Origin of the sequence: Nitrospirillum amazonense (assembly GCF_029594735.1) — a bacterium.
Classification (GTDB): domain Bacteria; phylum Pseudomonadota; class Alphaproteobacteria; order Azospirillales; family Azospirillaceae; genus Nitrospirillum; species Nitrospirillum amazonense.
Map to the genome: position 1 here is coordinate 566560 of NZ_JARPAF010000004.1, position 15879 is coordinate 582438.

Below are 15879 nucleotides of genomic sequence, written 5' to 3' on the forward strand. Positions count from 1 at the left end.
CCCGCCGCCCGGGAATAGGGCCGCCGGGCACCGAGTCGGGTAGGGCGGCAGGCGGCACGGCCGGCATCGCCCGCGCCCGCTCCGGCGGGCCGCCGGCCGTGCCCGGGCATGGCAGCCATTCGCATCCTAAAAATCGCAGTTTTGCCATCGATGCGGCGTTACCCGCGGGCGAGGGCGGCAGGGGGCCGGGAGGGTTCGCTTGACAGAATGTCGCAGGCTCAATATGCGAGTGATTATCAAAAACATTCGCATAAAAACGAAGGGGACCTCTGTGATGCGCGCCCGCCTGCTGCTTTCCGCCTGCCTGTTCACCGCCCTGCTGCCCCCGGCCCTGCTGCCCCTGCCGGCCTTCGCCGCCGGTCCCGACGAGGCCGACGCCCAGGGTGGCAAATCCGGCGGCGCCCTGCCCGAGGTGGTGGTCAGCGCCGACCGCCAGGCGGCCATGGGCTACAACCCCAGGGACGCGGTCAGCGCCACCCGTATGGACATGGCGCTGCGCGACGTGCCGCAGACGGTGAACGTGGTGCCCCTGGCGGTGATGCGGGACCAGGGTGCCCTGTCGCTGCAGGACGTCATGCGCAACATCCCCGGCATCGGCCTGTCCACCGGCGACGGCCAGCGCGACCAGGTTTCCATCCGCGGCTTCTCCGCCATCGCCGACCAGTATGTCGACGGCCTGCGCGACGACGCCCTCTATTTCCGCGACCTGTCGAACCTGCAATCGGTCGAGGTGGTGAAGGGGCCGGCCTCCGTCCTCTACGGCCGCGGCTCCTCCGGCGGCCTGATCAACCGCATCACCAAGAAGCCGGGCATCGATTTGGCGGAGGCGAGCTTCCGCTATGGCGGCTGGGACGACCGGCGGGGGGAGGTGGACCTGGCCCATGTGCTGCCCGACACCGGTATCGCCCTGCGCCTGACCGGCGCCATCGAGGCCGCCGACAGCTATCGCCAGCAGCAGTTCCTGGACCGCAAGGCCGTGGCGCCCTCGGTGGAATTCAACCTGGATGAAAAGACCACGCTGCTGGTCCAGGCCGATTACCTGGAGGACAAGCGCGTCACCGATTTCGGCATCCCCGCCTATCACGGCCTGCCGGTGGACGTGGCGCCCGGCACCTATTACGGCGCCGCCAACGCCCGGGACGCGGACTACAGCCAGTCCCGCGTCCGCTCCACCACCGAGACGCTGACGCATGAGGTGAAAGACAGCCTGTCGCTGCGCAACGCCTTCCGCTACTACCGCTACAACCTGGACCGCCGCAACACGCTGGTCGGTTCGGTCAATGAGGCGGCGCGGACGGCGGCCCTCACCCGCTCCATCGTCGGCCGGTATGAGCACGGCTGGTTCAACCAGAGCGAGGCGGTGCAGAAGTTCAGCCTGGCGGGCATCGACAACCAGCTGCTGCTGGGGCTGGAGGTCGGGCACCAGACCAAGGACGCCATCACCTATTCCCAGGGCACGGTGGCCACCGTCGCGCTGTTCAACCCGGTGCTGCCGACCCTGAACCCCGGCACCTTCGGCACCATCACCGCCAACAACCGCGGCCTGTTCGACACCACCGGCGTCTATGCCCAGGACATGGTGACCCTGCTGCCGGAGCTGAAGGCCCTGGTGGGCATGCGATTCGACCGGTTCGAGCAGCGCACGCTGCAGCATCTCGCCAACCTGGCCAACCTCAGCCGCACGGATCGGAACTGGAGCCCGCGCGCCGGTCTGGTATGGCAGCCCACGGATGACAAGGCCGAGGTCGCCCAGTCCTACTACGTGTCGTGGAGCCGCTCGTTCCAGCCCTCGGGTGAGGCCTTCTCCGTCGCCGCCAACAACGCCGACATCGCGCCGGAAAGCACCCGCAATGTCGAGGTGGGCGCCAAGCTGGACCTCTGGCAGGGCCGGCTCAGCACCACGGCCTCGCTGTTCCGCCTGGAACGCAGCGGCATCAAGACCACCGACCCGGTGACGCAGAAGCTGCTGCCCATCGGCGTGCAGCGCACGGATGGTGTGGAGCTGACCGGGGCGCTGGACCTGTCGGACGGGTGGAAGGCCATCGCCGGCTACGCCTACCTGGACGCCCGCGTCACGGAATCCGTGGCCAAGGACGCCGGCCAGAATGTGCAGGGCAAGCGCGCCACCATCACGCCGCGCCACAGCACCAACCTGTGGCTGACCAAGGCCTTCGGCGACCGTTTCGGCCTGGGTGGCGGCATGAACTATGTCGGCGACCGCTACGCCAACCCGGGCAACACCGTGACCCTGCCGTCCTATGTCACGGTGGACGCCATGGCCTGGTACCGCCAGGGGCCGGTGACCCTGCAGGTCAACGTCTACAACATCACGGATGAGCGCTACATCGTCTCGGCCCACGGCTCCAACGCCAACCTGAACCTGCCGGGCAGCCCCCGGTCGGTCATGGGTAGCGTCAAGATCAGTTATTAAGGGGGACCAAGGCGGCCGGGCGCCGGGCAAATCGGCCCGGCCGTCTTGACAATCCGCCCCCGTCCGGCCCTAGTGTCCGCCGGTCCGTCAGTCCGCGTTTTCGCGGATCGGCGGCGCTATTGCCCAACCCGCACTCGTCAAGGCCCGGCCCCATGCATCCCTATCGTACCCACACCTGCGGCGCCCTGCGTCAGGAAGACGCCGGCCAGACCGTCCGCCTCTCCGGCTGGATCCACCGCAAGCGTGACCACGGCCAACTGCTGTTCGTCGACCTGCGCGACAATTACGGCCTGACCCAGTGCGTGATCGATATCGACAATCCCGGCTTCAAGGTGCTGGAATCCGCCCGCCTGGAATCGGTCATCACCGTGACCGGCCGCGTGGTGGCCCGCACGGCCGACACCATCAACGACAAGCTGCCCACCGGCCACATCGAGGTGAAGGCGGATGAGATCGTGGTGCAGAGCCTGGCCGACCAGCTGCCCCTGCAGGTGAATTCCGACCAGGACGCGGGCGAGGACATCCGCCTGCGCTACCGCTTCCTGGATCTGCGGCGCACCAAGATGCACCGCAACATCCACCTGCGCTCCAACGTCATCGCCTCGGCCCGCCGCCGCATGATCGAGGCCGGGTTCACCGAGTTCCAGACCCCCATCCTGACCTCGTCCTCGCCGGAGGGTGCGCGCGACTTCCTGGTTCCGGCGCGCAACCATCCGGGCAAGTTCTACGCCCTGCCGCAGGCGCCGCAGCAGTTCAAGCAGCTGCTGATGGTGGCGGGCTTCGACCGCTATTTCCAGATCGCCCCCTGCTTCCGTGACGAGGACAGCCGCGCCGACCGCTCCCCCGGCGAGTTCTACCAGCTCGACTTCGAGATGAGCTACGTCACCCAGGACGACGTGTTCGCCGCCATCGAGCCCGTCATCCACGGCATCTTCACCGAGTTCCGCGACTTCACCGGCGTCGCCAAGACCGTCAGCCCCTATCCATTCCCGCGCATCCCCTATGCCGAGAGCATGCTGAAGTACGGCAACGACAAGCCGGACCTGCGTAACCCGCTGGTGATCACCGACGTGTCGGCCGTGTTCCGCCGCGACGACGTGGAGTTCAAGGCCTTCCGCGGCGTGCTGGACAAGGGCGGCGTGGTCCGCTGCGTCAAGGCGCCGGCCGTGGGGGACAAGCCCCGTAGCTTCTTCGACAAGCTGAACGACTGGGCCCGCGGCCTGGGCGCGCCCGGCCTGGGCTACATCCTGTTCGAGAACGGCACCGGCAAGGGCCCCATCGCCAAGTTCGTGCCCGAGGCCGCCCAGGCGAGCTTGCGTGAGCTGACCGGTGCCGTGGACGGCGACGCCGTGTTCTTCGTCTGCGACCTGGAAGGCCCCGCCGCCAAGCTGGCCGGCCAGGCCCGCACCCGCATCGGTGAGGAACTGGATCTGATCGAGAAGGACGCCTTCCGCTTCTGCTGGATCGTCGACTTCCCGATGTACGAGAAGGATGAGGAGACGGGGAAGATCGACTTCTCCCACAACCCCTTCTCCATGCCGCAGGGCGGCCTGGAGGCCCTGACCAGCATGAACCCGCTGGACATCAAGGCCTTCCAGTACGACATCGTCTGCAACGGCATCGAACTGTCCTCGGGCGCCATCCGTAACCACAAGCCCGAGATCATGTACAAGGCGTTCGAGATCGCCGGCTATACGGCCGAAGACCTCGAGACCCGCTTCGGCGGCATGCTCTCGGCCTTCAAGCTGGGCGCCCCGCCGCACGGCGGTTCCGCGCCTGGCATCGACCGCATCGTCATGCTGCTGGCCGATGAGCCCAACATCCGCGAGGTCATCGTCTTCCCGCTGAACCAGCGCGCCGAAGACCTGCTGATGCAGGCCCCCAACGCCGTCGACACCGCGCGGCTGAAGGAACTGCACATCAAGTTGGACCTGCCCAAGCCCAAGGTGACCACCGAGGCCAAGGAAGGCTGAGGCGGGGACCGTCGCTGAGGCGGAGTGTCAAGGCGGGCGGCGTCTGGAAGGGCGCCGCCCGCTTTGCTGTGCGCCGCTTGCCGTCCGCTATCCTTCCTTCGGCCCCAGGAACTGCCGGGCGATGCGGAAGCCGAAGCGGTCGGTGTCGGCCAGGTTGGTGTTGCCCAGGATGATGATGGTCAGATCGTCGTCCAGGAAGCGCAGCAGTAGGGTGTTCGCACCCATGATGCGGCCAGGGCGCTGGGCGTAGCGGTGGGGACGGCCGCGCGCCTGAAGGTCGGAAACCCAGAGGCCGAAGCCATATTCCTCCAGCGCCGGGGTCAGCAGTTGCGCGCGTTGCGCGGGGGCCAGCAGGTCGCCGCCGTACAGCGCGCGGGCGAAGGCGGCCAGGTCGGGGGCGGTGGAATAGAGGCCGCCGGCGGCGTACCAGTTCTGCATGTAGACCGGCATGTCGTGGGCCAAATCTCCGTCGCCGTCCTTGTAATAGGTCGCGGCCAGGTTGGGCAGGATCAGATCCTGGCGCAGCAGGCCGGTCTGCGCCAGGCCCAGCGGGTCCAGGACGTCCCGGCGCAAGGCCTGGTCATAGGGCTGGCCCGTCACCGCCTCGATGACCTTGCCCAGGATGACGTAGTCGGCGTTGTTGTAGTCGAACGCGCTGCCCGGCGCCTTCACCAGGGGGCCGCTGGCGTAGCGGTCCATCAGGTCGGTGCTGTCATGGGGCAGCTGGTAGGCCGGCATGCCGGTGCGCGCGGCGTCGGTGTAGCTGGTCAGCCCCTTGTCGAAATTCTCGATGCCCGAGGTGTGGGTCAGCAACTGGCGCAGGGTCACCCGGTCCGCCGCCGGACCCTTGTACGCCGGCAGATAGGCGCGGATGACGGTGTCCAGGGACAGCCGGCCCTGGGCCACCAGGCGCATCACCAGGGTGGCGGTGAACAGCTTGGTGATGGAGGCGATGCGATAGAGGCCGTCCCGCCGGCAGGGCACCTGGAAGGAGCGCTCGGCCAGGCCGTACGCCTCATGCAGGGCCACGGCACCCTGGTGCTCCACCAGCACCGTGCCGCTGAAGCCCGTCTCCGCCACCTGGGACGTGACATAGGCCGCCACGCCGCCGCCGGCTGCCGGCGCCCCGGCGGCGGGTGGTGAAGCATCGGCCCATGCCCTGAGGGGCGCACCCGCCATGGCCCCGCCCAACACCGCGTTACCTAGAAATCGCCGCCTGTCCATGCCGCCGCCCCCGCGTTATGTCTCAGGTAGGCGCATACCATCGACCGGCCCGGAAGGGAGGGGCCGGACGCGGCTGTGCGGACGGAGCCAGTTTGGATGGCCGGGGATTGCCTGAGAGGTCGCCCGCCAGTACCAATTTTTGGTAAGATGTGGGTCGGAGGTGCCGATCATGGGCAAGAACACGTCGGTCAGCTTGGGTGAGCATTTCACCCAATTCGTGGAAACACAGGTCGCCCAAGGCCGTTACGGCAGCGCCAGCGACGTCATGCGGGCAGGCCTTCGTCTGCTGGAAGAGCGTGAGGCCAAACTCGCCGCCCTCCGCGCGGCCCTGGACGAGGGGGAGGCCAGCGGCATCAGCAGCCAGAACGTCCTGGATATCTGGGCTGAGGTGAAGGCTGAGGCGGACGAAACCGGGAATGGGTGAGTACGCGCTTTCCGGCAAGGCTAGGGATGACCTGAAGCGCATCGCCCGACAGTTATTGACGCAATGGGGCATGGCGCAGGCGGAGCGCTATATGGTCGGGCTGCACGAATTGTTCGGGCGGCTGGTGACGTTCCCCGATCTGGGGCGTGACGCCGGGGAGATAGGTCCAGGCCATCTGCGGATTGAGAGCGGAAGCCATGTTGTGTTCTATCGCAAGGCCGCGAATGGCATTCTGATCGTCCGCGTCCTGCACGCCCACATGGACCTTTCCCAGCACCTGTGAGGCACCAGCTGAGGGCGTAGAGGGCTATATTTGGATGGAAAGGGCGTGCTAAATCCCGAAGGGCATAATAAGCACTCATTCGCGAATCAAATTACCTTCGCCAACCATTACCAGCTGCCAAACGTGATGTCTGAATTTTGCAAGGAAGCAAGGGAAATGCAATGAAAAACTGCCCATCTTAATATGCAGCTATCGAGCTTGGAAATTGATCCCAAGTCCTACCATCCAGAATCCGACCCGTACGTTTTTTATTGATGCCTCCCCACTGTTTGAAATGGAAGGCAACGTTTGAATCTATACATTGATCACGTATGGAACGCACCCATTCAGGTGCCATCGGGCGAGCGCCAGGTCCACTTTCACCTCCTGCGATAGCCCAATCAATCTTCGAAAGATTAAGAGTGCCAACGTCTCCTATGAGAGGCTCAAGACTCAGGAACTTAATAGCGGCAGGAGTGTTACGTAGGTCATTAATCCTGTAAATATGTTCGTTGTTTTCTACGCTCACTCCCATCCAAACATTTCTGGGCCAGTCAAGGTTCTCTGCAAGGTCTCTTAATCGCTCTGATCGCTTCGTCAAGATCTGGAATGTATGCTGTCTGCAGTCTTGCATAACCCTGAATACTTTTTGGATAAATGGAATCGGAACGTCTTCGTGAAATAAATCAGACATGGAATTAACAAAAATTACTCGACCAGATTTCCAAGAATATGGAATCTTCAGGGCAGATTCGTCGAGATAAATTTGACCATTCCATTTTGGTCTGCCGCCACTTCTTCTGGTTAATCCTTTATATTTTAGCTGTCCCATCAACTCTAATCGTTCGGCCATTCGCATTGCGTAGCAATTTGTACAGCCCGGCGAGACAATGCTGCATCCAGCTACGGGATTCCAAGTTGCCTCGGTCCATTCTATTCGTGAATTCGTTCCCATTATGTCCTAGCCTTTTGGGAATTTGACCATAAGTCGGTCGGCAAATGTCCCCTTCCGTCGAGTGGCACCGGTAGGGTCCGTGACGGATATCTTGCCAGATTCCTCCATTTTTTTTAGGACATCTTTATAATTCTTGCGCAAATACGGATGTCCTACACTATGTTCTTGATATATCTCATCCATTGAGATGATCTTTCCTGCGTATTCTTTCGTTAACATACTTTCTAGATCATCAAGAGGGCGTGTCAATTCAAATAGGAGCGGCATTGACTCGTCAGCAGGAGAATAAGCGAACGACGCTACGCCCTGGTCAGTTGTTGAACTCGCTGACGCCATGATCTGTTTCATCACCTCATATCCTTTGAAGCTCTTAGATACGAAAATCAGGTGATGAGTTAATCTCCCTTTATCGTTCTTAAAACGGAATGGTAGGACGAATTTTCCACCCATTTCCATTAGAGCTTGAGTTAATTCTTCGAGAATCATTTGCTCCCGCAGTGCGGGTTTAGTGCCTTCAACGTTCGCCTTGAGCTGGGCTGCTCTTTCATTTCCGAATAACGCTGCCATGTGGCTTTGAACCATCGGGTTAGATATGCCCAGGCTAATACGATTGTAGTTGAAAAAGAAAATACAATCACACCCCCAGTCCTTAATGACTCCGTTTACGAGTCTTAACGATAATCCTTTGTATCCAAATGGGTCAAGAAAAGTGAATGAAGGTATTATCTGTGTTTTTGAGAAATACTCTTCCGCATCTTTGTCAATTGGATTGCATTGAACGGTTGGTTTATATTTTAAATTCTCGATTCCAGGCAAGGCATCAATTTCAGATTGCAGGGTTTGAGTGTTATTTTGGTCCATGTCGTTAAAAAGAGCAACCAAGGAGGATCTTATCTTTGGGCTCTCTATTGCCCTCTGAAGAATGAGAAGGGGAGTGGATGCCGCGCCGTCCTTGTAACGGCCAGGACCAGCATAGAGATCAATATAGGCAATCTTTCCTTCGCCATACAGCATTGTACTTGGCAGGATGATATTTGCCCATGCGGCGAAATATTTTTGAACTATGTCAGCTTTTACGACTGACTGGTCGCCGCGCTCCTCAAAAAATTTCTTGCTCATGCTTACCATCGCGTGTGCTTTGTGAGATAAGCTAACGTAAGCGCCGTGTACGGAGATGGACAATAGAACAAAAAATGAACATTTGCAATGCTATACTTAAGATGCGCGTTAAACTCGTGCGGCGTTTGCGCGCGGCATTGCACTCAGGAACGGAGAATATTGAAACGTACGACCGCATGGTGTTATCAAGTGGGCGCTAGAATCAAAGTTGTCGCGCTGTAATGTCTAATAATATATAATTTATATACGGCGATTTGTTTAGTATTTTCTCCAGAAATAGCTGATATAATTTTGCAAAGATCTGGGGGATGGCCGTTCGATGATATTAGTATACAATATTTTTGTAAAATACTTAACATATAATCCAATCTCTATTGGACGCGCCAGCCCGAAGCTCCCGCCCGGGGCTGGCGCGTCCAGCACTCTCCAGCACTCTCCTACCTCAGCGTATCACCACCGATACGCCACGTTCGCCTTCACATCCCGCCCCGGGCCGTACCAGCACCAGATGCTGCTGTAGCAGGAGGAGATGTAGCGGCGGTCCAGCAGGTTGGTGGCGTCGATGTTCAGGGTGAGGCCGTCCAGCTGCGGGGCCAGGTGCTTGAAGTCGTAGCTGCCCATCAGGTCGAACAGGGTGGCGCCGGGGATGGTCAGGCTGCCGCTGCCGGCCACGCCGTTGTAGCCGCGGCCGATGTAGCGCACGCCGCCGCCGAAGCCCAGACCGGCCAGGGGGCCGTCCTGCAGGACGTAGTTGGCGTAGCCGTTGGCCGTGGTTTGCGGCACGGCGTAGGGGCGGGTGCCTTCCAGGCCCGAATTGTCCTTGGTCACCTGGTTGTCGATGTAGGTGTAGCTGGCGTGCACGGTCAGCCCGGTGATGGGGTGGGCGGAGCCCTCCAGCTCCACGCCGCGCGACCGCACCTCGCCCGCCGCGATGGAGGCGGTGGGGAAGCTGGGGTCGGTGGTGGCGACGTTGGTCTCGCGCAGCTCATACAGGCTGGCGGTCAGCAGGGCGTTCCACACCTTGGGCTGGTACTTCACGCCCACCTCGACCTGCTTGCCCTCCGTCGGGGCCAGCACGTTGCCGTTCCGGTCCACCGTGGTCTGCGGCAGGAAGGAGGTGGCATAGGACACGTAGGGCGCCACCCCGTTGTCGAACAGGTAGAGCAGGCCGGCGCGGCCGGTGAACTTGCTCTCATCCTTCGAGGTCGTGCCGTTGCTGAGATGATCCAGCTGGCTGATGTCCAGCCAGTCGTTGCGGCCGCTCAGCACCAGGCGGAAGCCGCCGTATGAGATCTGGTCCTGGGCATAGACGCCGGTCTGGCTCATGTGCAGGCGCACGTCGAAGCTGGTGGCCGGCAGGGTCAGGGCGGAGCCGTAGACGGGGTTGAAGACGTCGATGTCGGCGACGCTGCCGCCGAAGCCCGAGGCCTCCGTCTGCACCGTGTTCTGGAAATCGACGCCGAAGATCAGGTTGTGGGTCAGGGCGCCGGTGCGCACCACGCCGGTCACATTGTTGTCCAGCGTGACGTTGTTCAGCTCCTCCCGCGCCACGGCCAGGGCGCGGGCCAGCTTGGTCTCATTGACGTCGGTGAAGTAGCCGGCGTTGTAGACGCTGTTGTACAGCGTCGTCAGGTGCATGTAGCGGGTGTTCTGGTGCACCGCCCAGTCATCGTCGAACTTGTGGGTGAACAGCGAGGTGACCATGTTTTCGGTGCGGTTGAACCGCTCGAAATCCGGCTCGCCATCATAGAAATCGCGCGCGATCTGGCCGTTGGGGTTGGACAGCAGCGAGCCCTGGACGGGCACCGCGCCATAGCCGCCGCTCCGCGGATCCTGCTGGTGCACGTACAGCACGGTCCAGCTGGTCTTGTCGTCCGGGCGGTAGGTGAGGCTGGGGCTGATGCCGAAGCGTTCGGACTCGGTATGGCTGATCTGGGTGTCGGAGCGGTCGTTGACCCCGACCAGGCGATAGCTCAGCACGCCGTTGGGGTCGAGCGTGCCGCCGATGTCCGCCGTCTCGCGCACGGTGCCAAAGCTGCCGGCGGTCACGCTGACCTCACCGAAGGTCTGGCCGGTGGGCAGCTTGCTGGTCAGGGCGGCGATGCCGCCGGGGTTGGCGTTGCCGTAAAGCACGGAGGCCGGGCCCTTCACCACCTCGATCCGCTCCAGGAACGCCAGGTCGATCTGCGGGATGGCATAGCCGTTGACCGAGCTGATGATGTGCAGGCCGTCCAGGTACTGGTCGGCGTTGAAGCCGCGCACGGTCATCAGGTCATAGCGGCCGGCGGTGTTGCCGCGCGTGTCGGTGGCGACGCCGGCCGTATAGTTCAGGGCGTCGTTCAGGTTTTCCGCCACGCGCAGGTTCAGCTCATCCCGGCTGATGACGCTGACCGACTGCGGCGTTTCCACCAGCGGGGCCGCGGTCTTCAGGGCGCTGGCGGCATCGGTCGGGGAGCGCTCGCCGAGGATCACCACCTCGCTGGAGGGGCTGGCGTCGGCCGCCGCGTCGTCCGCCGCCCAGGCGCCGCCGGCGCTCAGGGCGACCACCGAGACGGCCGAGGCCAAGGCCAGGGGATACACAGAGAGGAACTGCCGCAGGTTGGACATGGAAAGGCTCCAGCAACTGATAATTATTATCATTTCTAACGGGATGGTTATGCGTTGGGATTTGTGAATGCAAGTGACTTTCATTCGTGCATGGCAGCCTTCCGCCATATGCCGGACCCACGGTGTGCCCCCATGGTGGGGGCCGGGGGGTAGGGCCCGGGGCCTGGGCGGGGGCGCGAACGCGGTGGGGATCGTTTTGTTACAACGAATTAACCAAATGTCCCGCCTCAGCCGGACGGTTTTGGGCTATGTAGGAACCAGGCCCATTCCCGGACGCCGCAGTCGCGCGGCCGGCAGCCCAAGAAGGAAGACGGCACCCATGATGCGCTTCACCCGCACGTTCACGGCCGCGGCCAAGGCCCTGGCCCTGACCACGGCCCTCTGCTCCAGCCTGCCGGCCTTCGCCGCCGGGGCGGGCGGGGGGGCCGATACGCCCATCGTGCCGGGGGCGGAAGTGCCGGGGGGTAAGGTGTCGGTGCCGCCGCTGGCCATCACCGAGCGCACGCTGGCCAATGGCCTGAAGGTCATCGCCCTGCCGGACACCACCACGCCCACCGTGTCGGTGCAGGTGTGGTACAGCGTCGGCTCCAAGGATGATCCCAAGGGGCGCAGCGGCTTCGCCCACCTCTTCGAGCACATGATGTTCAAGAGCACGCGCGACATGGCCGCGGAGCAGTTCGACCGCCTGACGGAGGATGTGGGCGGCTACAACAACGCCTCCACCAACGCCGACTACACCGACTACTTCGAGACCGTGCCCGCCAACCACCTGGAGCGCATCCTGTGGGCGGAGGCGGAGCGCATGGGCTCCCTCGTCGTGGATGAGGAGAACTTCAAGTCCGAGCGCGACGTGGTGAAGGAGGAATTGCGGCAGCGGGTGCTGGCCCAGCCCTACGGCAAGCTGTTCTACCTCATGTTCCCGCAGGTCAGCTTCAAGGTGCACCCCTACGGCCGCCCCGGCATCGGCAGTATCGAGGATCTGGACGCCGCCACCCTGCAGGACGTGCAGGCCTTCCACGCCACCTATTACCGGCCGGACAACGCCACCCTGGTGGTGGTGGGCAACTTCAAGCCCGAGGAGCTGAACGCCTGGGTGGACAAGTATTTCGGCCCCCTGACCCACCCGGCCACACCCATCCCGCGCGTGACGGCGGTGGAGCCGGCGCGGACCGCCCCGCAGACCCTGACGGTGACGGAGGCCAACGCCCCCCTGCCGGCCGTGCTGCTGAGCTATCCCTTCCCCAAGGCGACGGACAAGGACCTGCCGGCCCTGCTGGTGCTGGACAGCATCCTGGGCCATGGCGACAGCAGCCGCCTGAACCAGTCCCTGGTCTATGAGAAGCAGGTGGCCAGCCAGGTCTTCACCTTCCAGGAGGTGAACCAGCAGCCGGGCGCCTACGCCATCGGCGCCATCCTGGCCGGCGGCGCCACGGCCGAGGCGGGGGAAAAGGCACTGCTGGAGGAACTGGACAAGGTGTCCAAGGACGGCGTGACGGAGGCCGAACTGGCCGCCGCCCGCAACCAGCTGGTGACCGATGAACTGGAGGAGCGGGAGACGGCCAACGGCCGCGCCAGCCTGCTGGCCCGCGCCGCCGTCATCTTCGGCGACCCCAAGCGCGCCGACACCCTGCTGGCCGACGTGCAGGCGGTGACGGCCGACGACGTGAAGCGGGTGGCGGCCACCTGGCTGAAGCCCGAGACCAAGATTTCCGTGCGTTATGTTCCTGCGGAGGGGGCTGAGAAGGGCACCGACACGGTGGCGACCTCCCCCGCCATCGACGCCGCCCCGCTGGTGGTGCCGGCGGACTTGAAGGTGGTGCAGCCGGCCCCGGCCGACCAGCGCCAGGCCCCGCCCACCGCTGGTCCCGCCGTGGACGCGGCCCTGCCGCAGCCGGTGGAAAAGCACCTGGCCAACGGCCTGCGCGTCATCGTGGCGCCCACCCACGGCGTGCCCCTGATCCAGGCCAGCCTGCGCATCGGCGGCGGCGGGGCGGTGGACCCGGCACGCCTGCCGGGCACGGCGGCCATGACCGCCAACGTGCTGACCAAAGGCACGGCCAAACGCTCCGCCCCGGAGATCGCGCGCGATGTCGAGGCCCTGGGCGGCACCCTGAACGCTGCCGCCGGCTGGGACGGGTCAGAGCTGTCGCTACTGGTGAAGGGCGACGTGCTGGCCCCCGCCATGGAAATCTTCGCCGACGTGGCGCGCAACCCGGCCTTCCAGAAGGAAGAGCTGGAGCGGGAGCGGCACCAGGCGCTGGACGGCCTGTCCGTCACCCTGAAGGACCCGGCCGGCCTGGCCAAGCTGGTGGGCCCGCGCGTGCTCTACGCCGACGCCGCCTACGGCCACCCGCTGACCGGCACGCCCAAATCGCTGGCGGCGCTGAAGCCCGCCGACCTCTCCGCCTATCACCACACCTGGTGGCGGCCGGACAATGCCACCCTGGTGCTGGCCGGCCCGCTGACGGCGGAGCAGGGCTTCAGCATCGCCCAGAAGCTGTTCGGCGACTGGGCGAAGCCGGCGACGCCCCTGCCGGCGCTGCCCGCCTCGCCTGCGCAACCCGCCGGGCGCGCCGTGGTGGTGGACCTGCCCAAGGCGGGCCAGGCGGCGGTGCTGGTGGTGCGGCCGGGCCTGGCGCGGTCGGACAAGGATTACTACCCGGCCAGCGTGGCCAACGCCGTGCTGGGCGTGGGCTATTCCTCGCGCCTGAACGAGGAAATCCGCATCAAGCGGGGCCTGAGCTACGGCGCCGGGTCCGCCCTGGATTTCCGCCGGGTGCCGGGACCCTTCGTCGCCAGCACCCAGACCAAGAACCCCTCAGCGCCTGAGGTCGCCGGCCTGATCATGACGGAGATGGGCAAGCTGGGCACCCAGGCGCCGGGCGAGGCGGAGCTGGCCGGCCGCAAGGCCGTGCTGATCGGCAATTTCGGCCGCACGGTGGAAACCACCCACGGCGTGGCCAGCCTGGTGGGCAGCCTGGCGCTGCAGGGCGTCGATCTGGCGGAGATCGGTCGCTACATCAGCAGCGTCCAGGCCGTAACCCCCGCCCAGGTGCAGGCTGCCGCCGCCCGCACCCTGTCGCCGGCCCAAAGCAGCCTGGTGGTGGTGGGCGACAGCGCCCAGTTCCTGCCCGCCCTGAAGCAGAAATACCCCAAGGTGCAGGTCATCCCCGCCGCCCAGCTGAACCTGGACAGCGGCAGCCTGAAGGCGGCGGCGCCCAAGAAGGATGCGGGCAAGGCCGACGCCAAGGCCGGACAGCCGTAAGCCGGGGGGCAGGCCATGCAGGGGGAGATGCGGCGGCTGACCGCCGCCTTCGCCGGCGACTGGGTAGGCACCGACGCCGTGCTGCCCAGCCCCTTCGGCCCCGGTGGCCCTGGTGCAGCGCGCATGACCGTGCGTTCCGCGCTCAACGGCCACCACCTGGTGCTGGACTATGTCTTCGACCGGGGGGAGGCCGGGGCGTTCACAGCCCATGGCGTCCTGACCTGGGATCCGGACGTGGCGGTGCATCTGCTGTTCTGGTTCGACGACATGGGCTATGTGCCGGCCACCCCGGCGCCCGGCCAGTGGGGCCCGGTGGAGGGGGTGGAGGAACCGGGCGCCGAAGGCTACACCTTCATCCGCACTTCCCCGCGCGGCCGCGCCCGCCACCGCTATTGGTGGCCCGTGCCCGATCACATGGAAACCGCCATCGACCGCTCCACCGACGGCGGCCAGACCTGGACGCCCTTCCTGAAGGGCAGCTACCGGCGGCAGGGGTAAGAAAAAGGCCTCCAGGCGCGCCAGCCTGAAGGCCTTTTCCCTTACTTGCGCTACCCGTCACCCGGAGCGAAGCGACAAGCCCGCGACCGCGAGCGCCGGAGTTTTGCGGGGAACGTAGTGGACTGCAAAACGAGGATGGCAAGGCCGCGGATGGGGCCGCCCGCAGGGAACAGCTTAACTCAAGCCGCTTTAGAAGCCGCCTTGGTTTGGTACATCAGCACGTCGGCGCGGTGCAGCACCTCGTCCTCGCGGTCGTCGGCGCCGTAGGCCTGGCAGCCGAAGCTGGCCTTCAACGGCAGGCTGTGGGTCTGCCAGTCCATGGCCATCTGGTGCAGGGTGGCGGACAGGGCCTCGGCTCGCTGCATGCCCTGGTCGGGCGCCACGCGGGTCAGCAGCACGGCGAATTCGTCGCCGCCCAGACGGGCCACGATGTCCTGGGCGCGCACATGGTCGGCCAGGGTGCGGGCCACCATGCGCAGGTAGGCGTCGCCGGCCTGGTGGCTGTGCACATCGTTGATGCGCTTGAAGCCGTCCAGATCGACCATCACCAGCACGCCGCCCCGGCCGCCGCGCCGCGCGCCCGCCAGCTCGCGCCGGAAGGCGATCTGAAAGCCGCGCCGGTTCAACAGGCCGGTCAGCTCATCCGTGGTGCTCAGCGTTTCCAGGTAGTCGATACGGTCGCGCTGTTCGGTGATGATGCGTTCCGCGTCCGCCAGGCGCATGGCCAGTTCCTGCACCAGCAGCTGGTTCAGGCTGGCCGCCGCCTCGGGACCGCGCAGGCCCACCGGCATCTGGCCCCGGGGCAGGGTCAGGTTGATGGCGGGCATCAGGGGCAGGGCGGTGTCCGGCGGGGTCATGGGCGCTACTCCGTTTGGGGCGTCGGGGATGACACGGGACGGAGATCGCAAGGGGCGTGCCGCTATCTATTTCATTGAAATCAAAGGATTTGCGTTTCGCAGGGGTAGGCCGGCCTCCAGCTGCGGCAGTTTTTGCCGACCCCCTTTCGGCAGATTTCACCGGCAATGTCTGCCCCCTATTCCAAAGGTGGGGGACTGAAGGACGACGGCGGGAGCCGGCCAGGCCGTATCATCCGAAGGTCCCCGGGTGGGCGGCCGGCATGC

At 64.5% G+C, this 15879-nt stretch carries 11 protein-coding genes; 6 read left to right on the forward strand and 5 right to left on the reverse strand.

Going from position 1 to position 15879, the window contains the following annotated elements; all coding sequences use genetic code 11:
* The first annotated feature begins 274 nt into the window (after positions 1–274).
* A complete protein-coding gene (locus tag P5F91_RS23340; protein WP_277908400.1) occupies positions 275–2431 on the forward strand; it encodes a TonB-dependent receptor in 2157 nt (718 codons plus the stop codon).
* A 152-nt stretch (positions 2432–2583) separates the two neighbouring features.
* Entirely contained in the window at positions 2584–4404 is a 1821-nt protein-coding gene (aspS, locus tag P5F91_RS23345; RefSeq protein ID WP_145608354.1) for an aspartate--tRNA ligase, read from the forward strand.
* A gap of 87 nt (positions 4405–4491) precedes the next feature.
* Here aspS and P5F91_RS23350 read toward each other — a convergent pair whose 3' ends face one another.
* A complete protein-coding gene (locus P5F91_RS23350) occupies positions 4492–5583 on the reverse strand; it encodes a serine hydrolase domain-containing protein (RefSeq protein ID WP_277908401.1) in 1092 nt (363 codons plus the stop codon).
* Positions 5584–5797: 214 nt separating this feature from the next.
* Here P5F91_RS23350 and P5F91_RS23355 point away from each other — a divergent pair, with 214 nt between their 5' ends.
* Positions 5798–6052 carry a type II toxin-antitoxin system ParD family antitoxin gene (locus P5F91_RS23355; protein WP_277908402.1) on the forward strand — a complete coding sequence of 85 codons (255 nt, stop codon included), beginning with the start codon at positions 5798–5800 and terminating at the stop codon, positions 6050–6052.
* Positions 6045–6335: a type II toxin-antitoxin system RelE/ParE family toxin gene (locus tag P5F91_RS23360; RefSeq protein WP_277908403.1), complete on the forward strand. Its 291-nt coding sequence runs from the start codon at positions 6045–6047 to the stop codon at positions 6333–6335. The genes P5F91_RS23355 and P5F91_RS23360 overlap by 8 nt, the downstream gene beginning before the upstream one ends.
* A gap of 178 nt (positions 6336–6513) precedes the next feature.
* Here the strand turns inward: P5F91_RS23360 and P5F91_RS23365 are convergent, their stop codons facing one another.
* The 3 genes from P5F91_RS23365 to P5F91_RS23375 all read right to left on the reverse strand — a co-directional run bounded on the left by P5F91_RS23365 (position 6514) and on the right by P5F91_RS23375 (position 10995).
* Positions 6514–7269 carry a DUF5131 family protein gene (locus P5F91_RS23365; protein WP_277908404.1) on the reverse strand — a complete coding sequence of 252 codons (756 nt, stop codon included), beginning with the start codon at positions 7267–7269 and terminating at the stop codon, positions 6514–6516.
* A gap of 6 nt (positions 7270–7275) precedes the next feature.
* On the reverse strand, positions 7276–8388 hold the full coding sequence (locus P5F91_RS23370) for a three-Cys-motif partner protein TcmP (protein WP_277908405.1): 1113 nt from the start codon (positions 8386–8388) through the stop codon (positions 7276–7278).
* Positions 8389–8838: 450 nt separating this feature from the next.
* On the reverse strand, positions 8839–10995 hold the full coding sequence (locus tag P5F91_RS23375; protein WP_277908406.1) for a TonB-dependent siderophore receptor: 2157 nt from the start codon (positions 10993–10995) through the stop codon (positions 8839–8841).
* Positions 10996–11314: 319 nt separating this feature from the next.
* Here P5F91_RS23375 and P5F91_RS23380 point away from each other — a divergent pair, with 319 nt between their 5' ends.
* The gene (locus P5F91_RS23380; RefSeq protein WP_277908407.1) at positions 11315–14260 is read left to right on the forward strand and encodes a M16 family metallopeptidase; all 2946 of its coding nucleotides are present in this window, start codon (positions 11315–11317) and stop codon (positions 14258–14260) included.
* Positions 14261–14275: 15 nt separating this feature from the next.
* Positions 14276–14758 (forward strand): DUF1579 family protein, encoded by a 483-nt coding sequence (locus tag P5F91_RS23385; protein WP_277908408.1) that lies wholly within the window; start codon positions 14276–14278, stop codon positions 14756–14758.
* Positions 14759–14937: 179 nt separating this feature from the next.
* Here P5F91_RS23385 and P5F91_RS23390 read toward each other — a convergent pair whose 3' ends face one another.
* Complete coding sequence (locus P5F91_RS23390) at positions 14938–15615, reverse strand: GGDEF domain-containing protein (RefSeq protein WP_246134170.1); 678 nt, start codon at positions 15613–15615, stop codon at positions 14938–14940.
* Between the last annotated feature and the right edge of the window lie 264 nt (positions 15616–15879).